26 protein-coding genes are annotated in these 24,939 nt (G+C 52.3%); 6 read left to right on the plus strand and 20 right to left on the minus strand.

Annotation, left to right across the window (positions count from 1 at the left end):
• Positions 1–6 precede the first annotated feature (6 nt).
• The 14 genes from ybgF to P2G53_RS01450 all read right to left on the minus strand — a co-directional run bounded on the left by ybgF (position 7) and on the right by P2G53_RS01450 (position 11,550).
• Positions 7–825, minus strand: coding sequence for a tol-pal system protein YbgF (gene ybgF, locus P2G53_RS01385; protein WP_275812636.1), 819 nt, complete (start codon positions 823–825; stop codon positions 7–9).
• Between the two features lie 6 nt (positions 826–831).
• A complete protein-coding gene (pal, locus tag P2G53_RS01390; protein ID WP_275812639.1) occupies positions 832–1,347 on the minus strand; it encodes a peptidoglycan-associated lipoprotein Pal in 516 nt (171 codons plus the stop codon).
• Positions 1,348–1,441: 94 nt separating this feature from the next.
• Positions 1,442–2,704 carry a Tol-Pal system beta propeller repeat protein TolB gene (tolB, locus tag P2G53_RS01395; protein WP_275812642.1) on the minus strand — a complete coding sequence of 421 codons (1,263 nt, stop codon included), beginning with the start codon at positions 2,702–2,704 and terminating at the stop codon, positions 1,442–1,444.
• Between the two features lie 35 nt (positions 2,705–2,739).
• Positions 2,740–3,669, minus strand: coding sequence for a cell envelope integrity protein TolA (gene tolA, locus P2G53_RS01400; RefSeq protein WP_275812645.1), 930 nt, complete (start codon positions 3,667–3,669; stop codon positions 2,740–2,742).
• Positions 3,670–3,678: 9 nt separating this feature from the next.
• Positions 3,679–4,095, minus strand: coding sequence for a protein TolR (gene tolR / locus P2G53_RS01405; protein WP_275812648.1), 417 nt, complete (start codon positions 4,093–4,095; stop codon positions 3,679–3,681).
• Between the two features lie 12 nt (positions 4,096–4,107).
• Positions 4,108–4,776: a protein TolQ gene (gene tolQ / locus P2G53_RS01410; protein ID WP_275812650.1), complete on the minus strand. Its 669-nt coding sequence runs from the start codon at positions 4,774–4,776 to the stop codon at positions 4,108–4,110.
• Positions 4,777–4,989: 213 nt separating this feature from the next.
• Positions 4,990–5,322 carry a TraR/DksA C4-type zinc finger protein gene (locus P2G53_RS01415; protein ID WP_275812653.1) on the minus strand — a complete coding sequence of 111 codons (333 nt, stop codon included), beginning with the start codon at positions 5,320–5,322 and terminating at the stop codon, positions 4,990–4,992.
• Positions 5,323–5,415: 93 nt separating this feature from the next.
• The gene (gene ruvB / locus P2G53_RS01420) at positions 5,416–6,429 is read right to left on the minus strand and encodes a Holliday junction branch migration DNA helicase RuvB (protein ID WP_275812656.1); all 1,014 of its coding nucleotides are present in this window, start codon (positions 6,427–6,429) and stop codon (positions 5,416–5,418) included.
• A 22-nt stretch (positions 6,430–6,451) separates the two neighbouring features.
• A complete protein-coding gene (gene ruvA / locus P2G53_RS01425; RefSeq protein ID WP_275812658.1) occupies positions 6,452–7,090 on the minus strand; it encodes a Holliday junction branch migration protein RuvA in 639 nt (212 codons plus the stop codon).
• Positions 7,087–7,761: a trimeric intracellular cation channel family protein gene (locus tag P2G53_RS01430; RefSeq protein WP_275812661.1), complete on the minus strand. Its 675-nt coding sequence runs from the start codon at positions 7,759–7,761 to the stop codon at positions 7,087–7,089. Before P2G53_RS01430 ends, ruvA begins: the two co-directional genes overlap by 4 nt.
• On the minus strand, positions 7,746–8,267 hold the full coding sequence (gene ruvC / locus P2G53_RS01435) for a crossover junction endodeoxyribonuclease RuvC (RefSeq protein WP_275812664.1): 522 nt from the start codon (positions 8,265–8,267) through the stop codon (positions 7,746–7,748). Before ruvC ends, P2G53_RS01430 begins: the two co-directional genes overlap by 16 nt.
• 86 nt (positions 8,268–8,353) lie before the next feature.
• The gene (locus P2G53_RS01440) at positions 8,354–9,094 is read right to left on the minus strand and encodes a YebC/PmpR family DNA-binding transcriptional regulator (RefSeq protein ID WP_275812667.1); all 741 of its coding nucleotides are present in this window, start codon (positions 9,092–9,094) and stop codon (positions 8,354–8,356) included.
• Positions 9,095–9,153: 59 nt separating this feature from the next.
• Complete coding sequence (gene aspS, locus P2G53_RS01445; protein ID WP_275812670.1) at positions 9,154–10,917, minus strand: aspartate--tRNA ligase; 1,764 nt, start codon at positions 10,915–10,917, stop codon at positions 9,154–9,156.
• A gap of 186 nt (positions 10,918–11,103) precedes the next feature.
• Positions 11,104–11,550, minus strand: a complete 447-nt coding sequence (locus P2G53_RS01450; protein WP_275812673.1) for an HIT domain-containing protein — start codon at positions 11,548–11,550, stop codon at positions 11,104–11,106.
• Between the two features lie 69 nt (positions 11,551–11,619).
• Here P2G53_RS01450 and P2G53_RS01455 point away from each other — a divergent pair, with 69 nt between their 5' ends.
• From P2G53_RS01455 to hisI, 3 genes are all read left to right on the plus strand, one after another.
• Entirely contained in the window at positions 11,620–12,765 is a 1,146-nt protein-coding gene (locus P2G53_RS01455; RefSeq protein ID WP_275812676.1) for a GNAT family N-acetyltransferase, read from the plus strand.
• A gap of 194 nt (positions 12,766–12,959) precedes the next feature.
• Positions 12,960–13,235: a hypothetical protein gene (locus P2G53_RS01460; RefSeq protein ID WP_275812679.1), complete on the plus strand. Its 276-nt coding sequence runs from the start codon at positions 12,960–12,962 to the stop codon at positions 13,233–13,235.
• 320 nt (positions 13,236–13,555) lie between these two features.
• On the plus strand, positions 13,556–13,969 hold the full coding sequence (gene hisI, locus P2G53_RS01465) for a phosphoribosyl-AMP cyclohydrolase (RefSeq protein WP_275812683.1): 414 nt from the start codon (positions 13,556–13,558) through the stop codon (positions 13,967–13,969).
• A gap of 7 nt (positions 13,970–13,976) precedes the next feature.
• Here the strand turns inward: hisI and P2G53_RS01470 are convergent, their stop codons facing one another.
• From P2G53_RS01470 to P2G53_RS01480, 3 genes are read right to left on the minus strand one after another with little or no spacing between them, the layout of a single operon-like run.
• Positions 13,977–14,612, minus strand: a complete 636-nt coding sequence (locus tag P2G53_RS01470) for a glutathione S-transferase family protein (RefSeq protein ID WP_275812686.1) — start codon at positions 14,610–14,612, stop codon at positions 13,977–13,979.
• Positions 14,613–14,636: 24 nt separating this feature from the next.
• Positions 14,637–15,671, minus strand: a complete 1,035-nt coding sequence (locus tag P2G53_RS01475) for a S49 family peptidase (RefSeq protein WP_275812689.1) — start codon at positions 15,669–15,671, stop codon at positions 14,637–14,639.
• Positions 15,672–15,688: 17 nt separating this feature from the next.
• Complete coding sequence (locus tag P2G53_RS01480; RefSeq protein WP_275812692.1) at positions 15,689–16,345, minus strand: HAD-IA family hydrolase; 657 nt, start codon at positions 16,343–16,345, stop codon at positions 15,689–15,691.
• Between the two features lie 153 nt (positions 16,346–16,498).
• On the opposite strand from P2G53_RS01480, the gene P2G53_RS01485 reads away from it, so the two are divergent.
• Positions 16,499–16,927 carry an Rrf2 family transcriptional regulator gene (locus tag P2G53_RS01485; RefSeq protein WP_275812694.1) on the plus strand — a complete coding sequence of 143 codons (429 nt, stop codon included), beginning with the start codon at positions 16,499–16,501 and terminating at the stop codon, positions 16,925–16,927.
• A 25-nt stretch (positions 16,928–16,952) separates the two neighbouring features.
• Here the strand turns inward: P2G53_RS01485 and P2G53_RS01490 are convergent, their stop codons facing one another.
• Both P2G53_RS01490 and P2G53_RS01495 read right to left on the minus strand, forming a co-directional pair.
• Positions 16,953–17,444, minus strand: coding sequence for a putative 4-hydroxy-4-methyl-2-oxoglutarate aldolase (locus P2G53_RS01490; RefSeq protein WP_275812697.1), 492 nt, complete (start codon positions 17,442–17,444; stop codon positions 16,953–16,955).
• Positions 17,445–17,487: 43 nt separating this feature from the next.
• The gene (locus tag P2G53_RS01495) at positions 17,488–20,574 is read right to left on the minus strand and encodes an FAD-binding and (Fe-S)-binding domain-containing protein (RefSeq protein WP_275812700.1); all 3,087 of its coding nucleotides are present in this window, start codon (positions 20,572–20,574) and stop codon (positions 17,488–17,490) included.
• 108 nt (positions 20,575–20,682) lie between these two features.
• Here P2G53_RS01495 and P2G53_RS01500 point away from each other — a divergent pair, with 108 nt between their 5' ends.
• Complete coding sequence (locus P2G53_RS01500) at positions 20,683–21,606, plus strand: LysR family transcriptional regulator (protein ID WP_275812703.1); 924 nt, start codon at positions 20,683–20,685, stop codon at positions 21,604–21,606.
• Positions 21,607–21,612: 6 nt separating this feature from the next.
• On the opposite strand, the gene ppsA is transcribed toward P2G53_RS01500, so the two are convergent.
• Complete coding sequence (gene ppsA, locus P2G53_RS01505) at positions 21,613–23,982, minus strand: phosphoenolpyruvate synthase (protein WP_275812706.1); 2,370 nt, start codon at positions 23,980–23,982, stop codon at positions 21,613–21,615.
• Positions 23,983–24,118: 136 nt separating this feature from the next.
• Between ppsA and P2G53_RS01510 the strand changes: the two genes are divergently transcribed.
• Positions 24,119–24,937, plus strand: a complete 819-nt coding sequence (locus tag P2G53_RS01510; RefSeq protein WP_275812708.1) for a pyruvate, water dikinase regulatory protein — start codon at positions 24,119–24,121, stop codon at positions 24,935–24,937.
• The last annotated feature ends 2 nt before the right edge of the window (positions 24,938–24,939 follow it).

Here is a 24,939-nt window from a genome sequence, read left to right on the forward strand (position 1 = left end):
ATCCGGTTATTGCGTGCGTTGAAACTCTTTAGCCAGACGTGCGGCAGCAGAATCGGGATACTGTTTAAGTACCAGATCCAGATATTGTGAAGAGCGAGCCGGATCCCCAAGCTTTTCATACACGGTCGCCAGCTTGTAGGCTGAATCCGGTGCTTTGCTGCTTTGAGGGAATGAATTCAGCACGGTGGTGAATGCATCCCGGGCAGCTTCAACATTTTGCTGCACCAGATAAACCTCACCCAGCCAGTAATGTGCATTTGCCAGCCTTGGACTCTGAGGATACTGCTGTACAAAGGCATTAAACGCTGCAATAGCAGGGCCATAAGACTTGTCACGCACAAGTGCAAAGGCTTCGCGATAAGCGCGCATATCATCTTCAGTCGGCGCAGGCTGAGCGGCGGTGACTGAAGTGGCATCTGCAGAGGAAGGCGCTGCACTGTTGGCAGATGTTCCGGCAGACTGAGTATCGCTAAAAACCGGCTCTGCCGGTGGGGGCAGACCCGCATCTGCGTTGGCAGACAACAGCACTGAAACCCGACGATCCAGATCACGGTAACGATCCAGCTGTTCCTGCTCCATCTGTTTGAGACGATAGGATTGCTGCTCGACCTGACCACGCAAGCTGCGCACTTCATCCTGCAATTGCTGGATCAGCATAAGCAGCTGGCCGTTCTGAGAGAGGGACTGCTGAGGCGGGGTCGCCACATTAATTGTGTTAGCGCCACGCTCGGCACCCAGCTCAATCACCGGAACGTCTTCCGCGAAGGTATTGGCACTGCAAAGCAGTGCCATACCCGCGTAAGCGAGAGACTTACAATACCGCATCAACAATTACTGCGCGGTGTATTTCAGTTCGACACGACGGTTCTGGCTCCAGCTGGTTTCGCTGTGACCCACAACTGCCGGTTTTTCTTCACCGAAGCTGACAGTTTCAATCTGACCGCCAGAAACACCGTTTACCTGCATGAAGCGGGCAACAGACAGTGCACGACGTTCACCCAGTGCCATGTTGTATTCACGGGTACCGCGCTCATCAGCGTGGCCTTCCAGAACAACACGTGCAGACGGGTGCTGAGCCAGATAAGCAGAGTGCTTTTCAAGATCTGCATAGCTTTCGGCTTTCAATGTCGCCTGGTCAAAATCGAAGTAGAAAACTGTGCGCAAAGTGGCCAGATCTTCGATTGTGACACCGGTAACACCTGAATCAACACCTACACCCTGAGTAGCGCTGCCGTCAGTTTCCGTACCAGTGGTCGCTGTATCGGTTGTAGATGTAGTACTACAACCCGCAGCCCATACAACGCCAAATGCCAGTGCTGCTGCTTTAGTTAAGTTGGATGTACGCATTTATGACTCCCCTGTATCCTACTGATTATTCAGTAGTAAAGTGATTGCAAGCCGCCCATGTCCTAGCAGCTGTTAAATTAAAGTCTTATTGCATTTATTGCAAGTATGAACTCCAGGCCGGCTCACGGACATCACCTGCCGGAGCTGGCAGTAGGAAACGAACCCGTCCATCAAGGGTTACGCCGCCCAGTACACCGCGTGTACCTTTTTGTGTTGCATAGAGGATAATGCTGCCATTGGGTGCAATGGTTGGAGACTCATCCAGCAGCGTATCTGTCAGCACATCTAATCTGCCGGTTTTCATATCCCGAACCGCGATATGAAACTGGTTATCGCCTCCACGATGCACCAATGCCAGAAAACGTCCGTCAGGCGTTAGCTTGGCACTGGCGTTGTAATTACCCTCATAGGTGATTCGTTCTATATCCCGACTGGCCAGTCGAATACGATAAATCTGTGGCTGACCACCCCGATCTGACGTAAAGATGAGAGACTGCCCATCCGGGGTCCAGCTCGGTTCGGTATCAATGCCATAGTGATGTGTGATGCGGTTGAGCTGACGCGACTGCAGATCCAGCACGTAGATCTCAGGGTTGCCATCTTTAGACAGCGTCAGCGCCAGACGGTTACCATCCGGAGACCAAGCCGGAGCGCCATTCAGGCCTCGGAATGACTGCAGCTTCTCACGCTTACCTGTCGACAGATACTGGATATAGATAGCCGGCTTGCCTGACTCGAAGGATACATAGGCTAGCTTGGTGCCATCACGAGACCAGGCGGGCGACATAATCGGCTGACTCTGTTCACGAATAGTGATAGGGCGCGCACCATCTGCATCAGCCATCTGCAGCTGATATTTCACATTACCGTTACCAAACTGCTGCGCCGTGACATAGACAATACGCGTTGAGAATGCACCACGAATGCCGGTCAGCTTCTCATACACTTTGTCAGCGATGTAATGCGCCACATCACGCAGATTATTGTTGTTGCCAGTTACCCGCTCCACCAGAATTCGCTGCTGTTTCAGCACATCATAGAGTTCGAATTCAACCCGCAACTGACCATTTTCAATCGCCTGTTGACGCCCGATGACCAGAAACTCAGTACCCCCTACCCGCCAGTCACGGTAAAACACCTGATTCTGCTGGCTGGGGAAACTCAACATGTTATTGCGTTTCATCATGCTGAACAGGCCGGTACGACCCAGATCATCTGACACAATCTGAGCGACATCCTCTTTCAGTGCAAAACTGCCCCCCCAGGCAAAGGGTACCACCGCAATCGGTGTCGGTTTATCGACACCCTGCGTGATCTCAATTGTCAGTTCTGCATGTGCCATTACTGACATCAGCATCAGGACACAGCTGATTAAGCTCTGTTGAATTCTGTTTACCACCGCAAGTCCTCCGGTCTGAATCGCAGGGTGAATCGTCTGTAATATCGGTCAAACACAACTGGATCAAGCTCCTGAAGCTTGTCGAATCGGTCGACCCGCTGCACCGCTCTGATAGCATCCTGATCAACGCGGCTATCACCACTGCTTCGGGTTACCTGAACATCCACCACCTTACCGGTGGGCAGCAGTGATATAGATAATTCGATCACTATCTCATTACGGGTACCAGGAGAACGGCGCCAGTTTCTTGAGATAAGATCCTTGATGTAACCTTCATAGGAGGCCGCTGCCTGACGTTGTGCTTCAGCCCGACGTGCCGCTTCCTCCCGTTTGGCGGCAAGCTCCCTCGCCTGCCTTTCCTGTTCTTCGCGTTTGCGCTGTTCCGCTTCTGCCTGCTGTCGTTTTTCTTCGGCTAAGCGTTTTTTCTCCGCATCCGCTTTTCGTTTGGCATCAGCTTCTTTCTGCTTACGCTCTGCCTCAGCCTTTTTCTTCGCTTCTGCTTCCGCTTTTTTCTTTAACGCCAGTGCATCATCCTGTTTTTTCTTTTCTGCAAGACGCTGTTTTTCGGCTTCCGCTTTTTTCTTCGCTTCAGCGGCTTTTTTCTCATCAGCCTGACGTTTGGCCTCAGCATCTTTTTTCCGCTGAGCGTCCTGCTGTTTTTTCAGTTCTGCCTGACGCTGAGCTTCTTTTTGACGCTCCAGCTCGCGTTTATCCTGTTCTGCCTTGGCCTTAGCCTTGGCTTGTGACTCTTGAAGTTTTTCAGCCTCGCGTTCGGTGAAGTCCACCAGCTGTGCCTGAACATGACGTGGCACCTGACGATGCTCCGGTTCAGCCATAAACCAGCTTTCAGCCAGCAGCACAATCACCACCATATGCAGCAGTGCGGCAAAAACCGTTGGAATCAGGTAACTCGTACTTTTCACTGTACGGTCCTATTCCGTAACCAGACCGACGCTTGGAGCACCTGCCTGCTGTAACAAGACCATCAACTGAACAACCTTGTTGTAATCAACATTCTTGTCGCCGCGCACCAGTAACATTTTCTCAGGGTTGCTGGATAACACCTTGGCTACGCGATCACTGACAACCTCACCCGAGACCGGTTCATCCGGGTTGCCGCCAATATCGATGTAATACTGACCCTGCGCATCCACCGTAACAATCACAGGTTCATTATCTTTATCGTCAACCGGTTCTGCCGCCGCCTTTGGTAACTCGACATCAACACCCTGAGTCAGCATGGGCGCGGTGATCATAAAAATCACCAGCAACACCAGCATCACATCGATGTAGGGCACCACATTGATGTCCGAATTCAGTTTACGTTTTTTGCGCTGCCGTCTGATCATGACAGACTCCAATTAGTTAGAGCCGTGCAGGCGACGGTGCAAAATGGCAGAGAACTCATCTGCAAAGGTTTCGTAGTTACCCAGCAGGTAATCCACTTTGGCTGAATAACGGTTATAGGCAATCACCGCAGGAATCGCCGCAAACAAACCAATTGCTGTTGCCACCAGTGCTTCAGAGATACCTGGCGCCACTGAGGAGAGGGTTGCCTGATGCACATTCGCCAGTCCGCGGAAGGAGTTCATAATCCCCCACACAGTACCAAACAGACCCACATAGGGGCTGGTTGAGCCGACGGTTGCCAGAAACGGCAGGTGACGTTCCAGCTTGTCCTCTTCGCGGGCAAGCGCAACGCGCATACTGCGCTGGATACCGTCCATCACAGCATCACGGTCATAGCCGGGCTGTTGCGTCAGGCGGGTGTATTCTTTGATGCCGGCCCGGAAAATATTTTCCACGCCACTGTCCGGATTCGGACTCTGATTAATCTCCCGAAACAGCTGACCCAGGTCGACACCGGACCAGAATCGGTCTTCAAACTTGGTCATCGCGCGACGCGCCTGACCCAGCACACGCTGACGCTGAAAAATCATGACCCAGGAAAGAAAAGACGCCAGTAAAAGACTCAACATGACCAACTGGACCACAAAGCTGGCATTCGCAACCAGGCTCCAGATCGACATTTTCTCGACCACTCTATTTCCCTCTCAGTGTCCGAACAGGAGATTATTTTAAAAGGAGTTGGAGTCTTACCAGGAGACAAAGTTCAGCTGATTTTGCACCCCAAAGACCAGCTGCAACAATACCAGCCGCAACAGGATATACAAGCAAAAGAGATATTGCTCAGGCAGGATAACCAGAGAAAAATGAACGGCGTCTGAAGGAACCTGTCGCCATTAGACGACTTTTTTTAAAGACTGGCAGCGCAAGCAGCATGAAGTCACGGGAGAGGCCACCAAACGGCTTAATTCCACCTCTTCGCCACAGGCCACGCAGACACCAAAACAGCCCTGTTCAAGCCGGTAGAGTGCAGCCTCGCAGGCCTCAAGTTCCGCATGCAATGAGGCAATGAACTCACGGCTATCATCCTGACTGATGGGGTTGGCTACTGTTTCATTCACAGTACGACCCACAACTTCAGCCTGCAATTCCAGACGCAGTTGCTGGCGTAGCTCAAGCAACTCGTTTTTAAAATTCTGGAGTTGTTTTAGTGTTAGAAAAGTAGACATGAACAGCGCGGCCGAAGGAAGACTAAAGCATCATATAACCGCGACTGATGAATTAAATTGATCCGCGTCACACTCTGGTGCGGTTCAACCCGATTAGTTGTCGGTGCTGTTTTTTTGCAGGCCGAAATGCCGATAGGCATGATCCGTGACCACACGACCACGTGGTGTGCGCATCACAAAGCCCTGCTGGATCAGGTAAGGCTCAAGTACATCTTCGATAGTGTCCCGTTCCTCACTGAGAGCGGCTGCCAGACTTTCGACGCCGACCGGTCCTCCGGCGAACTTTTCAATCATCGCCAACAACATGCGACGGTCAAGATGGTCAAATCCTAACTGATCCACATTCAGCATATTCAGGGCTTTATCAGCCATTTCACAGGTAATAATGCCATTCCCTTTGACTTCGGCATAATCGCGCGCACGGCGTAACAGACGGTTGGCAATACGCGGCGTACCGCGAGAGCGCTGAGCCACTTCCCGTGCACCAGCAGCTTCAATTTCAGTCCCAGACAAAGCAGCAGACCGGCTGACGATATGTGTCAGGTCTTCGACATTGTAAAACTCCAGGCGCTGCACAATGCCAAATCGATCCCGTAGCGGCGATGTCAGCAAACCTGCGCGGGTGGTCGCACCGACCAGGGTAAACGGCGGCAGATCGAGTTTAATAGAACGCGCGGCAGGCCCCTCGCCGATCATAATATCCAGCTGATAATCCTCCATGGCCGGATAGAGTACCTCTTCCACATTCGGGCTCAGGCGATGGATTTCGTCGATAAACAGCACGTCGTTAGGTTCAAGGTTGGTAAGCAGTGCCGCCAAATCTCCCGCCTTTTCCAGCACAGGGCCCGAGGTGGTTTTGATGTCCGAGCCCATCTCGTTGGCAATGATATTGGCCAGTGTCGTTTTACCCAGCCCCGGTGGGCCAAAAATCAGGGTATGATCCAGTGCTTCACGACGATTTTTAGCCGCCTGAATAAAAATCTCCATCTGCTCACGCACCACGGGCTGGCCAACATAGTCTTCCAGACTTTTCGGCCTGATCGCACGGTCATGCGCTTCCTCAACCGGGTTGCTTGATGGGGAAATAAAACGGTCTGCTTCAATCATCAATCATTCAACTCTTAAACGATTACGCTACCATCGCTTTCAGGGCAGCACGAATCAGTGCCTCACTGGTAGCCTCAGCCCCCAGCAGCTTCTCGGCCTGTGCAATGGCCTTGGTTGCCTGCACCGGTTTGTAGCCCAGTGCTACCAACGCGCTTTCTGCCTCAGTACGGCTATCAACCACGGAACTTATCTGTGGCGGGATATCATCGCCAATGACACCCGACTCCAGCGTAAAGTCAGCCACATCCCCCAGTCCCAGCGCTGACAGCTTGTCCTTCATCTCGACAATCAGACGTTCAGCGGTTTTCTTACCCACCCCCGGCAGGCGTACCAGTGACGCGGTATCCTGCTGCTGAACACAACGCACAAATTCACGGGTTGAGATGCCGGAAAGAATCGTAATCGCCAGCTTGGGACCAACGCCGTTGGCTTTGATCAGGGTTTTGAACAGGCTTCTTTCATCGCGATCATAAAAACCATAGAGCAACTGCGCATCTTCTCTCACCACAAAGTGGGTAAAGAGAGTAACCCGCTGGCCACACTCCGGCAGGCGATAAAAGGTATTCATCGATGCTTCAACTTCATACCCCACCCCGTTCACATCCAGCAGCAACTGAGGGGGATGTTTTTCTACCAACTCGCCGGTTAAACGCCCTATCACGGTAACTTATCCTGTTCCTGTTTTGGCTGTTCATGTCCTGCCATAATAAACTCTGGCAGCCGCAGATTGGCAAATATTGCCGCCAGGCGCAGCAAAAAAACAATCAACGCAGCCAGCGTTAATTGCAGGGTTGTATTCATCCAGCCATCCGCCAGCACATAGAACAGCGCTCCGGCTAGGGCACAGGTAGCATAAAGGGACCCGTCGCGCTGCAATATCAGCGGAATCTGACCGGTCAACAAATCGCGCATCATGCCGCCAGCCGCACCGGTAATGACCCCCATCATCACTACGATGATCGGCGCCAAGCCTGCGGCCTGGGCTTTTTCAGCCCCCAGAGTGGCAAACAGCGCCAGCCCCATCGCATCCAGAATCAGCAAGGTACGTTTAGGGTAATTCAGGTAACGGCAAAAGATGAAAGTGAAGACGGCGGCGGCCACCGCCACCCAGAGGTAATTATTGTCAGCAATCCAGACCAGTGGATAACTGTCCAGACTGATATCACGGATAGTACCGCCCCCCAGTGCAGTGACGATTGCCAATACCACCACACCGAATATATCCAGTCGTTTACCCTGAGCAGACAGGGCTCCGGCAATGGCAAACACGGCTACACCGGTCAGCTCAGCAGCATAAAGCAGATCAATTCCATCCATCAGAGGTTGCGCCATGTATGTTTTCTCGTTTGCGTAGAACCAGATGCCCGAATCAGGCTGGAGCGACTATGCGCATGACAGAGCGCAATGGCCAGCGCATCGGCAGCATCGGCCTGAGGCAGACCCGGTAAACGCAGGATATGCGCCACCATATGCTGTACCTGGACCTTATCGGCAGAGCCTTTACCCACCACAGACTGTTTTACCTTACGGGCAGAGTACTCAAACACCGGCAGTGCTGCATTGGTACCTGCCACTATAGCGACCCCTCGTGCCTGCCCCAGTTTCAGCGCCGAATCGGCATTGCGGGCCATAAACACCTGTTCGATGGCCATCTCCTGTGGGCAGTAACGCTCAATCACCTCAGCCACACCGGCATAGACCTGATGCAACCGATCAGCCAGCTCGTCGCCCTTAATACGTATACAGCCACTGGCAATATATTCATTGCGACTGCCAACACAATTAATGACGCCATATCCGGTAATACGTGAGCCCGGATCTATTCCCAATATGAGCATGACTCTCCAGTCGGTTGTGCCTGAAACGAAAAAGCCGAGGATAACAGCCCCGGCTTTTGATGTCGTTAAGAGACTTGTGCAGTCATCTAATCTTCCATCGACTCTGCCGGAATCACCGCATTATGGAAAACGTTTTGAGTGTCATCCAGATCTTCGAGTGCATCCAGCAGTTTCAGCACTTTTCGGCCACTCTCAGTATCCAACGCCACTTCAGTGGCTGGAATCATCGCAACCTCTGCATTCACCGGCTCAAGACCTGCCTCAAGCAATGCCTGCTTTACATCCAGATAGTCAGTGACATCGGTCAGCACATCCACAGAACCATCATCATGGCTGATAACATCTTCAGCCCCGGCCTCCAGTGCCTGCTCGATGATAAGTTCTTCATCGGCATCCTCAGCAAAGGTGATCTGCCCCTTTTTCTCAAACAGGTAAGCCACCGAACCATTCGTGCCCAGATTACCGTTGTGTTTGTTAAACGCTGCACGAACGCCTGACACCGTGCGATTGACGTTATCGGTCAAACACTCCACCAGAATGGCGACCCCTTTCGGACCGTAGCCCTCATAGGTCAGCTCATTGTAGTTACCACCCTCATTGCCACCCACACCGCGCTGAATCGCTTTTTCAATGGTGTCTTTTTTCATGTTGGCACTGAGCGCTTTATCCATCGCCGCACGCAGACGCGGATTATCTTCCGGCAGGCCGTCGCCCTCTTTGGCTGCAACCACCAGTTCACGAATCAGTTTGGTGAAAATTTTGCCGCGTTTAGCGTCCTGAGCCGCTTTGCGGTGTTTGATATTGGCCCACTTGGAATGACCGGCCATGGCTGACGTCCTCGAATCAAGGCGGGGTAGTTACCCCGCCGAGTCGAATAGTTTTTAGCTTAAGGGGTTTTACGCAGTCTGATGTTCAGTTCGTGCAACTGAGCCGCACTCACTTCGCCCGGCGCTTCGGTCAGCGGGCAGCTTGCAGTCTGAGTTTTCGGGAAGGCAATCACTTCACGAATTGAGTCAGAACCGGTCATCAGCATCACCATGCGGTCCAGACCAAACGCCAGACCACCGTGCGGAGGCGCACCGTACTTCAGTGCGTTCAGCAGGAAGCCAAATTTCTCTTCTGCTTCTTCCTTACCAATGCCCAGTACTTCAAATACGGTACGCTGCATCTCCTGATCGTGGATACGCACAGAACCACCGCCCAACTCAGTACCGTTCAAAACCATGTCATAGGCACGGGACAGACACTCGGTCGGATTCGCTTTCAGCTCTTCAGGTGCACAGCTAGGCGCTGTAAACGGGTGGTGCAATGCGGTCAGTTTGCCACCATCCACTTCTTCAAACATCGGGAAGTCAACGACCCACAGCGGCGCCCATTCGGACTGCAGCAGGTTCATGTCATGGCCGACCTTGATACGCAGCGCGCCCAGGGCTTCATTAACCACCTTCTCTTTATCAGCACCAAAGAACACGATATCGCCATTCTGAGCACCCAGACGCTGCATGATGTTCATGGCAACGTCTTCGCCCAGGAATTTAACGATCGGTGACTGCAGACCTTCTGCGCCTTTTTCCAGTTCGTTAACCTTGATCCAGGCCAGACCTTTAGCACCATACACACCGACAAACTGGGTGTAATCGTCAATGATCTTACGGGACAGTTCAGCACCACCCGGTACCTTCAGCGCCGCAACGCGGCCTTTAGGATCTTTTGCAGGACCAGCGAATACTTTGAATTCAACGCCTTCCATCAGGTCAGCCACATCCACCAGTTCCAGCGGGATACGCAGGTCTGGCTTGTCAGAGCCGTAACGATTCATCGCTTCGGAGTATGGCATCTGTGGGAAGTCACCCAGCTCGACGTTCAGCAGGTCTTTAAACAGTTGGCGAACCATGGTTTCAGCCATGCCCATGATGCCGGCTTCATCCATAAAGGAGGTTTCGATGTCCACCTGGGTAAATTCAGGCTGACGGTCAGCACGCAGGTCTTCATCACGGAAACACTTAGCAATCTGATAGTAACGGTCAAAACCGGACACCATCAGCAGCTGTTTGAAGAGCTGGGGCGACTGAGGCAGCGCAAAGAAGCAGCCTTCATGGGTACGGCTTGGTACCAGATAGTCACGCGCACCTTCCGGAGTAGCTCGGGTCAGGATTGGGGTTTCAATGTCCAGAAAGCCGTTTTCATCCAGAAAATTACGGATCGCGATGGTCACTTTAGAGCGGAAACGCAGTTTAGCCTGCATCTCTGGACGGCGCAGGTCTACAAAGCGGTTTCGCAGACGTACATCTTCACCCACCTGCTGGTGTTCATCCAGCTGGAACGGAGGGGTCGCTGCACGGTTAAGAATCTTGAGTTCTTTACCCAGAATTTCAATTTCACCGGTCGGCATATCGGCATTGGTAGTGCCTTCCGGACGGTTGCGCACCAGACCCTTCAGTTCAATAACAAACTCACTGCGACAGGTATCTGCAAGCTGGAAGCTCTCCTGACGGTCAGGATCAAAGACAACCTGAACCAGGCCCTGACGGTCACGCACGTCCAAAAAGATCACTCCACCGTGGTCACGACGACGATGTACCCAGCCACACAGAGTAACGTCTTCACCAATATGTTCTTTTCGAATGTCGCCGCAATAATGACTGCGCATAATGTCTGGTTCCTGTTGGCTTAAACCGGGCACCTGAGGCCCGGGCATGTAAATCAGTTACGATATCGGCGCAACACATACGATCCGGGCTTGAAAAAAGCCCCGCGCCAATAATAAGAGATCGCGGATTATACCTGATTTGCACGGTGGTAACAGACCCCAGAACAGGGGTCTGCCGATCATTGATCAGTTATGCGGGGCAAACGACAGCTCGCCTTGCAAAAGAAGCTCTAAACGCTGACGAATCGACTCGATTTTCTCATCCGTGTAGGGCTGTGCCGGTACTTTTCCCCAGACCGGACCCGGCCAGGCGGGGTCTTTCTCATAACGCACGATATGATGCACGTGTAGCTGAGGCACCATATTACCCAGTGCAGCAATGTTCATTTTGCGGGCGGCAAAGGCATCCGCCAGTGTTTCCGCCACAAAGGAAGATTCCCGCGTCAACTGAATCTGATCCTTGCCTGACAGATGGTAAATCTCAGTCACCTCTGCCCGCCGGGGTACAAGAATAAACCAGGGATAGTTCGCATCGTTCATCAGCAGTAACCGGCACAGTGGCAGATCACCCAACACAATACAGTCAGCCTGGAGTTGCGGGTGTAGCTCAAATTCTAATTCCAGCTCGTCCATCGGTTTACTCCTGCAAATAGGGACAACTTAAGTTTAGCGTTTCTTAATCCGGCGTGGCATGATCGCAGCATGGAGCTGACCTATCAAATCTGTAATGCAATCGCCGAGATTGAGCCTGAAGAGTGGGCACGGTGCTGCCTCCATGACTACCCTTTCACTCGCTATGAATTTCTGCACGCTCTGGAAGCCTCAGGCGCAGTCAATGCCGAGACAGGCTGGCAGCCTGTGCATCTGAAGATCATGCAGGGCAGTATAACCCTGGCCCTGTTACCTATGTATCTGAAATCACACTCCTACGGTGAGTATGTTTTCGACTGGGCCTGGGCTGACGCCTATCATCGGCACAAACGGCCTTACTATCCGAAACTGGTCACTGCCATTCCGTTTTCTCCAGTTACCGGACCACGCCTGCTGACACAGATGGACCCGGCACAACTTTCACCACTGCTGACGCAAGTCATTCCGAATATCGCGTCCAGACTGGGGGCTCATTCGTGGCACGGTTTATTCTGGGAAACACCGCTTAAGTCAGTGCTGGCTGAGCAGTTCATGATCCGGCAAGGCTGTCAGTATCACTGGTTTAACCGGGGCTATACCAACTTTGATCACTACCTGAGCCATTTTAATTCCCGTAAACGCAAAACCCTCCGCAAGGAACGTGAGAAAGTTCGAGCTCAGGGAATTGAGCTAAGACGGAAAAGTGGGTCACAGATACAGCCAAATGATATAGCCGTGTTTTATCAGTTTTATCAGGCCACCTACTGGAAACGCGGGCAACGCCCCTACCTGCCGCTCAGCTTTTTTCAAATGTTGCTTAACACCATGCCGGAGCAATTACTGCTGATCGAGGCATGTCGTGAAAACCAGCCAGTAGCTGCAGCGCTTTGCTTTGAAGACGCCAATACCCTCTATGGCCGCTACTGGGGCTGTCTGGATGAATATGACAGCCTGCACTTTGAAACCTGTTATTACCAGGGTATCGAATACTGCATTGAGAAAGGTTTGCAGCGCTTTGATCCCGGCGCGCAGGGTGAACATAAAATTCAACGCGGTTTTGAACCGATTGAGACCTACTCTACACACTGGCTTGAAGAGCAGGGTTTTAATCAGGCGATCCGCGACTATCTGGAAGAGGAGCAGGCATTACTGGCAGAAGAGATGGAGCGCCTTAAAGAGCGCCTGCCTTTTAAAAGCACTTTAAACTCCTCTGAATGAACACATTTCAATTTTTGCACCTGCGTAATGATTGATTTTCATTTATGAATAAAAAAAGGTGAAATATCGTCCGACAAAAGTATTAGATAATAAGACCACCCTCGCCTAGACTTGAGCTGCGGTTACGCCATAACCGTGTTAGCTGACATAAAAACAACAAGATCACCATGCTAAAGCCAGAGGGATAAGTAACAATGTTGACGTATGAGGAATGCTTAGAGTTAAGCGATCTGACTGCTGACGAAGTGGACGCGATTGCAGAACATGAACATACCAATGCCATGATTGCCATGGGATTGGGACACTACCTGATCACCCATCAGGGCGAACAAAAAATCAAGAAGATCATTCTGGACGACATTGAAAAAGCTAAGCGCCAGAAAAACTATGCTCATGCAGAGATGCTGCACAAAGTACTGAAACACTTCATAGCTACGCATCCTGAAAATAGATCTACGAAAGCTGCCTGATTGCATCCTGTTTTCAATAAAAAAGACCCAATTTTGGGTCTTTTTTATTGGCCAGCTTTCAGGCGCGTCTTTCCACCACTGTGGTCGGTAAACTTGCAGTCTCAAAAGCAGTTGAACACTGTTTCATCAACAGCAATGTCATTAGCAATGCAACAATAAAGGCAATCACACTGGCCCTGGATAACATGCAAGCACTCCCATGCGGTTTCAATGCTTTGATGAGTGCCAGCGATAAAAATTCAACTTTTCTTGGTGTGCCCTACATCATGCTAAGATGGCCAGCCAACGCTGCATAATTCTGACGCTGAAAGATTTAAATCATGAAGAATGACTATTACCTTGCCCTGGAAAAGTCCGCACAGGGCACCTCCGTTAATCTCGAAGACGCCCTCAACAATCTGAACTTCAATGCAGACGGTCTGGTGCCCGCCATTGCTCAGCAGCATGACACCGGTGAAGTGCTGATGCTGGCCTGGATGAACCGGGACTCTCTGGCAGAAACACTGCGCACCGGACATGTCTGCTACTGGTCTCGTTCCAGACAGAGTTACTGGCGCAAAGGTGAAAGCTCAGGACATGTTCAGCATCTGGTTGAGCTACGAATTGACTGTGATGGTGATGCCATTTTATGTCTGGTTGACCAGTCCGGACCGGCCTGCCATACAGAACGACGCAACTGTTTCTATCTGGCGGTCAAAGATGATCAGCTCACCTTGATTGCTGATCCGCTATAACCCGAGTTCAGACAAGAATTTTTTGCGCTGATGGACGCTGACGCAGCAGCTCGGTATAGCTGACAATATTTGGATATGCCTGAGCAACTGCCTGCGTTTGCGGCCATTTCAGCAGATAATCGAGCATCGGTAACAGCAACAGATCGACCATCGTCAGCTCATCACCCAGCAGATAAGACTTACCATCCAGCTGAGACTCAATAAACTTGAGCATCTTATGTACCTCCGGTAGCGCCCGCTCGACCCTGTCCTCCCGCACTACGCCGCCTTCGCCCTTGGGAAACACAAATTCAAGCAGGTAACGGCGAATCAATGCCTGATCGAGATAGAGGGAAACAAACGAGCACCACTGATCAAGTTGCGCACGTGCCCATGGATCTGAGGGTTGTAGAGGTCTATCTGGACAGAGGGCTTCAAGATAACGCAGGATTGCCGTCGTTTCACACAGAGTTTGCCCCCGGTGCAGCAGCACCGGCACTTTGCCGAAAGGATGGAGTTTCATATGAGGGGCACTGTGCATACCTACCGGAACACCGTCCGCCTCCATATGTTGCCGGTAGGGGATTCCCTTCTCTTCACAGGCCAGCATGACACTGCGAACGAAGGTGCTGAAGTTAGGTCCGAATATTTCCACTTCTGCCATGATCCCCTCTTTTTATTATGTTTATTACCGCATAGGCGCAGCCGGACTAAAACCCAGTTGAGTACCCAGTGCCTTGGCAAAGCTGACACCCAGTTCACCAATAATCTGTTTCCAGGGTTCCGGACGCGGCGTGTAATCCACTATCTGCTCAGCACCAATCCGGTCACGCGCCAAAGCGCTGCTGCTGGATAAACCATCCACCAAACCGAGTTCAACGGCCTGTTCCCCCGTCCAAACCAGGCCCGAGTATAGATTAGGGTCTTCTTTCAGACGCTCGCCCCGCCCCTGCTTCACCTGGTCGATAAACTGCGCATGGGTCGTTTTCAGAACCTCCTGCCACAGCTCAGCCTCCGATTCATCCGCAGGTGAGAAAGGATCAAGAAACGCCTTATGTTCACCGGCAGTGTAAAGGCGGCGTTCAACGCCCAGTTTATTCATCAGTTCGACAAAACCAAAACCACCGGACACCACCCCAATGGAACCAACCAAGCTGGCTTTATCAGCATAGATCTCATCTGCCGCTGCCGCGATATAATAAGCACCTGATGCCCCAATATCTGTGATCACAGCGTACAGCGGTTTTTGCGGATACAGTGCCCGCAGGCGTTTGATCTCATCATAGACATAACCTGCCTGCACCGGACTGCCGCCCGGGCTGTTGATGCGCAAAATAACCGCTTTGGCATTCGGCGCTTCAAATGCATCTCTCAGACCGGTGATGATATTGTCTGCGCTTGCCTCATCATCCGCACTGATAGTGCCTCGAACTTCAATCAGTGCCGTGTGCGCTTGTGGATGAATGCCTGTCTCCAGATCTTTGCCCCCCATCACTATGGCAAGCAGGGCAAACAGGTAAACGAAGGTGAGACCTTTGAAAAAAATGCCCCAGCGACGGGCACGGCGCTGTTCTATAAACAGCCCGTTGAAGGATTTTTCAATCAGTTTCCACTCGCGACTGTCACTGCCTTTCTCCTGCGCTTTTTCGATCAGGGGTTTAGCAGGCGTTTCAGACGCTGAAGTTGCGCCAGTTTCAGGTTCATTCCAGGGATTATCACTCATACGATGTCCTTAATTCGTTACCAGCCCAGTGTAGGCGCCAGCCAGTGTTCCAGCTGAGTAAATTCATCCACTTTCAATAGCGGATTGTAGGGTTCCAACCGATGAACTGCGTGAGCACCATAGCTGACTGCCACCAGCCCGGTACCGGCACGCTGCCCCATCTCAAGATCATATTCGGTATCGCCGATCATCAGCGCTTCATGAGCAGCCACGCCGGTTTCTGCCAGAATTTCATGCAGCATATGCGGGTCCGGCTTGGAGGTTGTTTCATCTGCGCAGCGAGATGTCTCAAACAGGTGGCCCAGTCCGGTCTGCTCGTAACCCCGATTGAGACCTCGGCGGCTTTTACCTGTTGCCACCGCCATGCGCACACCGCGCTGGTGCATCCGTTCCAGCGATTCTCTCACCCCCGGAAACAGCGGCATCGGCGTTGTATTGGTTTCCAGAAAGTGTACGCCGTACCGGGCACGGACAGCCTCAATATCTGTCTGTTTAATCCCCGGAATTAAAATTCTGATCGCTTCCGGCAGGCCTAAACCGATGATATCGCGCACCGCGTCATCCGTAGGTACCGGCAGTGAACAGTCACGAGCAGCCGCTTGCATACTGGCAATAATCTTTGCGGCTGAATCAATCAGCGTGCCATCCCAATCAAAAATCAACAACTTGTACACAATAACAACTTCCTGCACTGCGAAAATGAACTGACCACCGTGTGAACGGAAGATTCAATATGGGGTCACACAACCAATACTCAACTAAAGCTGAGTTGCTTTCAGCTTGGGCAAAACGTATATTCTAATTGCATCTTTATAGCAGATACTCTCATGCAGTTAAGCCGATTTACCGATTATACCCTTCGTGTATTGTTCTTTGTGGCAGCCAACAATGACCGTCTTGTGACGCTGTCTGAAATTGCCACCTACTATGATATCTCTGTCGAACACCTGCGTAAGGTGGTACATGCCCTGTCCAAGTCAGGCCATCTTGCTACTTTCCGCGGCAAACATGGCGGTATTCGCCTTGCCATCGAGCCAGGTAAGATCAATATTGGTCAGGTGGTTGCTCAGGCTGAGGGCAATGAACCCCTGATTGACTGCAGTAAACAGGGTTGCCGTTTAACCGGTTCCTGCTCTTTGCAGGGCGTGCTGGATCGGGCCCAGCAACAGTTCATGCAGGTATTGGAAGAGTACACGCTGGCGGATCTCACCCGGAGTCCGACCATGCGCCAGCAATTGATGCTGAAAGCCGTCTGATCCCCAGACCAGACGGCTCGCCAGATCAGCCTTCAGCCAGTTCCAGCTTCTCTGCAGATACCAGAATACCGTTGTTATCAGCGTATACGTATTCACCCGGACGGAAGGTCACACCACCAAAGGTGACTTCAACGTTCAGATCACCCAGGCCACGTTTATCGGTTTTCATCGGGTGCGCACCCAGTGCCTGAACACCAATATCCAGATCGCTGATCGCGTTAACATCACGGATGCAACCATAGATGATGATGCCTTCCCAGCCGTTTTTAGTGGCTTTTTCCGCCAGCATATCGCCCAGCATTGCCCGGCGCATAGACGCACCACCATCTACCACCAGCACTTTACCTTTGCCGGGCAGCGCAACCTGCTCACGTACCAGTGAATTATCTTCGTACGCTTTCAGGGTGACAATTTCACCACCAAAACGTTCGCGGCCACCGTAGTTGCCAAACATCGGCTCAACCACCTGCACTTTTTCGGGAAACTGATCACACAGTTCTGGCAATAGATCTTCCACGTTCTTCTCCTTACTAGGGGGTTAAACCCCGGGTGTTTATAGCTTAAAAAGTATTACCCATCTGTTTATGGTGCTGCAGTTGTTTCAGCAGCGCCTGCAATGGGTGAGGAATCTGTTGCTGATCAAGCCGCTTCACCTGACTACGACAGGAGTAACCCGTGGCGACTAGTTGCGGGCGCACAGCCTCATCATTCACCAGCGGACTCCAGCTCAGATCATAGATCCGGCGTGAAGTGTCGAGATTGGCTGTTTCATGCCCATAGGTACCAGACATGCCACAGCAGCCCACCGCTTCAACACTCAGGGACAAACCTGCTGCTTCAAATACCTGCTGCCACTGGCGAATGGACGGCGCCGCCGTGGTTTTTTCGGTGCAATGTGCCAGCAGTTTAAAACCCGCACCCTGCGCAATATCGCCCTTAAAAGGTGCCAGACGATCCAGGTGTTCGACCAGCCACTCCTGCAGCAGCTGTACCTGAGCCTGAGCGCCATCTTCAAGTACAGAGGCATACTCCTGACGGTAGGTCAGGGTCATAGAGGGGTCAATCCCGACTAATGGGATACCACTCTGCTGCAAGCGATGTAGCAGGTCAGCGTTACGTTCTGCCGCCCGTTTGAAGGCCGCCATAAAACCATGTACATGCAGCGGTTTGCCATTGGGTCTGAACGGCGCCACCAGCACATGAAAACCAAGTCCGGTCAGCAGATCACACAGATCAAGTACCAGTTGGGTCTCAAAGTAACTGGTAAACGCGTCCTGTACCAGAATCACAGCATTCTCACGCTCTTCCGCTGTCAGTCGCTTTAACACAGCCGGAGTTGCAAAATCGATACCGCGGGCATGCAGGCCAGACACCAGACTGTTCCGACAGATCAGCGGACTGTCCACCATGCCCACCTGGCGTTTGAAGATGCCCTTGATCAAAGACTGACTCATCAGCCAGTTGTAGGGCGCCGGAAAACGCGCCATAAACGGAATCATGTATTCCAGACTGCCGACCAGATAATCTTTTGCCGGCCGCAGATAACGGGCGTAATACAACTCAAGAAACCGCGAACGGAAATCCGGCACATTGACCTTGATAGGACACTGACCGGCACAGGATTTACAGGCCAGACAGGCCATCATCGACTCATGCACTTCGTGGGAGAAGTCATACTCACCCTGACGTTTTTTCAGGGTGTTTTTAATACGTGAAGGTAATGAGACCAAGCCAAAACCGCGTTTGGCCCGTGCACTCTCCTGCGTCAGATCTGTACCCTGCCGCTCCATCAGGCGCAGCCATTCCCGAATCAGAGAGGAGCGGCCTTTGGGCGAATGAATACGCTGCCGGGTGCCTTTCCATGAAGGGCACATGGCATCATTAGGGTCATAGTTGAAACAGGCGCCATTACCGTTACAAAACATGGCCGAATCATAGGTTTTGCGGGTTTCCGCGCTGACCTGACGGTCAAACTGGCCGCGAGTAGGCACCTGATCGATCTTCAGCAGTTCAGCCCCCTCAATCGCCGGCGTTGCAATTTTTCCCGGATTAAACTGATTGCGTGGATCAAAACAGGCTTTGACCCGTTGCAGTTCAGGATACAGCTCGCCAAAAAACGCCGGCGCGTACTCAGAGCGCACACCCTTACCATGCTCACCCCAGAGCAGACCGTGGTATTTCTGGGTCAACGCCACCACTGCATCGGTCACTTCACGAATCAGCGGTTCCTGTGCCTTATCTTTCATATCGATGGCCGGGCGCACATGCAGTACACCGGCATCCACATGGCCGAACATGCCATAGGCCAGATTGCGATCATCCAGTACCTTACGGAACTCCATGATGAAGTCGGCCAGATTTTCAGGTGGTACCGCGGTATCCTCGACAAACGGAATCGGCCGCTCCTCACCTTTGGCATTGCCGAGCAGGCCCACCGCTTTTTTACGCATGGTCCAGACCTTATTGATCTCTCCTGCGCCATAGACCACAGAAAAACCAAAACTTTTGCCCGGCTGACCGGCAACGGCATTCAGGTGCTGTTCCAGCTGCTCTACCCTTGCACGCAGGGCATCGGCATCATCATCGGTGTATTCAACCAGATTGATACCGCGAATCTCAGGCTCACCCTCAGACTGCGGGAAATACTGACTGACGGTATCCCAGACAATATCGCCCATCGCCAGATTCAGCACCTTGGAGTCGATGGTTTCAATGGATGTCGGCCCCCGGGACATAAGATCCTTGGCATCACGCAGGGAGGCTTCAAAGCTGTCGTATTTGATATTGACCAATGCCGCATGCTTGGGAATCGGCAGTACATTGAGCTTGGCCTCTGCCACAAAACCCAACGACCCCTCGGCGCCACAAAGAATATTATTCAGATTGAAGCGGCCCTGCTCATCGCGGATATGAGCCAGGTCGTAACCGGTCAGACAGCGATTCAGTTTCGGGAAACGAGCATCAATCAGCTCTTTTTTCTCAGTGAAGATCTGATCCAGCACGGTATGGATTTCACCGATGCGACCCTCTATCTGTTTGTTTTGCTCAAGCTCATCATCAGACAGCGCTTTGGAGTGCCACAGCTCTCCCCCCAGCAGCACAGTATGCAGCTCCAGCACATGGTCCCGGGTTTTGCCATACAGGACAGAACCCTGCCCACTGGCATCGGTATTGATCATGCCACCAATCGTGGCGCGGTTACTGGTGGACAGTTCCGGTGCAAAAAAAAGCCCGTATGGCTTGAGGGCGCGATTCAGCTGATCCTTGACCACACCGGATTCAACTCTGACCCAGCGCTCTTCCGCGTTGATCTCCAGTACTTTGTTCATGTACTTGGACACATCAACAATCAGGCCATCGGTCAGGGACTGACCATTGGTGCCGGTACCACCGCCACGGGCACTCATTTTCAGGTCGGCAAAACGCGGTTGATCAGCCAGCGTGGCGATCAGCGCCAGGTCTTCGCTGTGACGTGGATAGAGAACCGCCTGCGGCAGCATCTGATAGATACTGTTATCAGTGGACAGCACAATTCGGTTGGCGTAATCCGCATTCAGATCACCGGCAAATCCATCCTTGCGCAGTTCATCAATAAAATTCAGGTACAGGGCTTCGGTGGTTTCCACCTGCGAGAGCCGCGGGATCATGGCAGTGTTCCTCTATTCTTGCGTAAACGCCGAATTGTCAGTCAGCGGGCTATGATGCAAAATTGTTATTTATCAATCAAACGATAAAATTCTATAAATTAATTGATTATGTCGAATAATATCTCTATCCGTCATCTGCGCGCCTTTTCAGCTATTGCTCAGAGTGGCAGCTTTACCCGTGCTGCGGAGAGCCTGCACCTGACCCAGTCCACACTGACTGCGACCATTCAGCAACTTGAGCAGCAGGTCGGGCTAACCCTGTTTGACCGCACCACCCGACGGGTGATGCTGACGCGCGAGGGTGATCAGTTTCTACCAGTGGCCGAAAAACTGCTGTCCGACTTTGATACCGCACTGACTGACCTGCAGGCTATATCAACCCGCCAACGCGGTCAGGTTGCGATTGCAGCCTCTCCTTCTGTCATCAGTTGCCTGATGCCAGAGGTGGTACAGCAGTACAACCGGGCACACCCCAATATCAAACTGCAGCTACGGGATGAGAATGCCGGCGCAATTGAGCAGTGCGTACTGGAGAATAGCGTAGATTTTGGCATTGGTGGCAATCACTCAGATCACCCAGAACTAAGCTATCAGCCGCTGCTGAAGGACCGATATGGAGCCGTTCTGCCTTCGCAGCATCCGCTGGCTCAATCAACACAGCTGAGCTGGCCTGATATTTCGGCCTTGCCTCAACTTCAGCTAACCGCCGACAGCGGCATCCGCAGTGAGCTGCAGCAGTGGTATCCATCAGAGCAACTGACAGCACCAATGATTGAGGTATCCAGTCCTGCAGCACTGGCAGAATTGGTACGCATGGAAATGGGGATATGCCTGTTGCCAGCACTCGCAGCCAGCACCCGTGGCTTTGAAGGGCTGGCATTCAGACCGATAGAACCGATTTTCTATCGCAGTATCTATCTGATCAGCCGTCGCGGCCGGGCTCTGAGCCCCGCCGCTGAGTCGATGCTGCAAACTCTGATGGAGTATTTGCAGCAACAACCCCTGTCGACCTTTGTGGATCTGATCAGGTAAGGCGGTTTATACCTTATCGTTGGCGAGGAAGAACCAGGTATCCAGCACCGAGTCAGGGTTCAGGGACACACTGTTAATGCCCTGCTCCATCAGCCAGCGAGCCAGATCAGGATGATCCGACGGCCCCTGCCCACAGATACCAATGTATTTGCCCTGTGCCCGGCAGGCACTGATCGCCATGGACAGCAACTTCAGTACTGCTTCATTACGTTCATCAAACAGATGCGCAATGACGCCTGAATCACGGTCCAGACCCAGCGTCAGCTGCGTCAGGTCGTTAGAACCAATTGAGAAGCCATCAAAGTGTTCCAGGAACTGCTCTGCCAGCAGTGCATTGGATGGGATCTCACACATCATGATCACCCGCAGGCCATTCTCACCGCGCTTCAGACCATGCGCCGCCAGCAGTTCAACCACCTGCCGCGCTTCGCCCGGTGTGCGCACGAATGGCACCATCACTTCAACATTGGTCAGATGCATCTCATCACGCACCCGTTTCAGGGCACGGCATTCCAGCTCAAAGCAGTCACGAAAACTTTCAGAGATGTATCGTGCGGCGCCCCGGAAACCCAGCATCGGGTTTTCTTCCACAGGTTCGTAGGCATCACCACCAATCAGGTGACTGTACTCATTCGACTTGAAATCCGACATACGCACGATGACCTTCTTCGGATAGAAGGCGGCAGCGAGTGTGGAAATGCCCTCAACCAGACGGTCCACATAGAAATCTACCGGATTACTGTAACCGGCAATACGACGATCAATGGTCTGCTGCAGCATCGGCGGCTGAGTATCGTAATTCAGCAATGCCTTGGGATGGATGCCGATCATGCGGTTGATGATGAACTCCAGTCGCGCCAGACCCACGCCGGCATTTGGCAGCGCCTGAAAATCAAAAGCACGATCGGGGTTACCCACGTTCATCATGATGTCGAAAGGCAATGGCGGCATCGATTCAACACAGCTGGACTGATGTTCAAAATCCAGTTTCCCTTCATAGACACGACCTGTATCCCCCTCGGCGCAGGATACGGTTATCAGCTGACCATCACGCAGACGATCAGTTACATCACCGCAACCCACTATCGCCGGAATACCCAGTTCGCGCGCGATGATCGCAGCATGACAGGTACGGCCGCCGCGGTTGGTGACAATCGCCGCCGCACGTTTCATGACCGGCTCCCAGTCCGGATCGGTCATATCGGTGACCAGTACTTCTCCCGGCTGCAAACGGTCCATCTCACTGATGTCATGCACAATGCGCACCGCACCGGAGCCAATCCGGTGACCGATAGAACGACCTTCTGCCAGGACTGTACTGGTCTCTTTCAGCAGGTAACGTTCAATGACGGTCTGACTGCTGCGGCTTTTGACGGTTTCAGGACGCGCCTGAACCACCAGCAGCTCACCGGTATCGCCGTCTTTGGCCCACTCGATATCCATCGGACGGCCATAGTGTTTTTCAATTTCAATGGCGATGCGGGCCAGTTGCTGCACTTCAGTATCGTTGATAGAGAAACGTTGGCGCTCCTCCATACTGACTGGCACCGTTTCAACGGCATGGGAGCCTTTGGCTTCTTCGGCATACACCATCTTGATCGCTTTGGCGCCCAGCGTCCGGCGAATAATGGCAGGCGCACCCTGCTTAAGGGTGGGCTTGTAAACGTAAAACTCATCCGGGTTTACCGCACCCTGCACCACCGTTTCACCTAAACCGTAAGCAGACGTGATGAACACCACATGGTTGAAACCTGACTCTGTATCCAGCGTAAACATTACCCCGGAGGAACCGGTTTCACTGCGCACCATGCGCTGAATACCCGCCGACAGGGCCACTTCGCTATGCTCAAACCCATGGTGCACGCGGTAGCTGATGGCACGGTCATTATAAAGAGAGGCAAATACTTCGCGGATTGCATGTTTTACCGCGGATAAACCACGAATATTCAGGAAGGTTTCCTGCTGACCCGCAAAGGAGGCATCCGGCAGGTCCTCAGCCGTGGCAGAGGAACGTACCGCCACCGCCAACTGATCATTACCCCCGGCCAATTCCTGCCAGGCCGCAGTAATTGCCTGGTCCAGCTCAGGCTGGAACTCTGCGTCTAGTATCCACTGACGCACCTCTTTACCGGTCTGCGTCAGGGCCTGGATATCGTCTGTGTTCAGCTGGCTCAAAACGTCATGAATACGTTGTTCCAAACCACTGTGCTGCAAAAAGTCACGGAAGGCGTCTGCTGTAGTGGCAAAACCGTTGGGTACCTGTACACCGGCACCACTCAGCTCCTGGATCATCTCGCCAAGAGACGCATTTTTTCCACCAACCTTGTCAACGTCATTCATGCCAACCTGATCAAGGCGTAAAACGTAACTCTGCAAAGTTATTCTCCTACTCTGGACCGTTATTAACTATGCGCAAGACTGCGAAATCGCTACTGCATTTTGTTATAGTGGGCGGTAATAAAGGGCCACCCTTCTGGATGGCAATACTATATCCCATTTAAATGTAACAAAGATGAAACGGACTGCATTTTTTATTTCCGACGGTACTGGTATTACGTCTGAAACCCTTGGCCACAGCCTGCTTGCGCAGTTTGATGGGATTGAATTTGAACAGATCACCCTGCCCTATGTCGACACACTGGAAAAAGCCGATAAGGTGGTTCAGCAGATCGACCAGGCAGCACAGCGTGACAACGAACGTCCTCTGATCTTCGACACCATCGTCAATGAAGATATTCGGGCGCGCATCGCACAGGCGGACGCCTTCCAGATCGATGTATTCTCCTCCTTTCTGAAACCACTGGAGCAAGAGCTGAAGGCGCGTTCGAGCTATTCAGTCGGTAAGTCCCATGCCATTGTAGAACGCCATAAATACAAAGCGCGTATCGACTCAGTCAACTTTGCGATCGATAATGACGACGGTGCACGTATCCGCCAGTACGATCAGGCCGACATCATCCTTGTGGGCGTATCACGCTGCGGCAAGACCCCCACCTGTCTTTATATGGCGATGCAGTTTGGTATCCGTGCCGCCAACTACCCACTGACTGAAGACGATCTTGAATTTGGCCAACTGCCAGAATCCCTGCAGCCACATCGGCATAAACTCTATGGTCTGACCATTGACCCTTTCCAGCTGGCAGCAATCCGTCATGAAAGACGCCCCAACAGTCGTTATGCTTCGCTCGATCAATGTGACTATGAGGTGCGGGAAGTGGAGCGCTTGTTTAAAAAGCTGACCATTCCGTTTATTAACACCACGAATTTCTCCATTGAAGAGATCGCAACCCGCGTGATGGCTGAGGCCGGACTCGAACGACGGATGAGTTGATC

The organism is Neptuniibacter sp. CAU 1671 (genome assembly GCF_029222905.1).
Classification (GTDB): Bacteria; Pseudomonadota; Gammaproteobacteria; order Pseudomonadales; family Balneatricaceae; genus Neptuniibacter.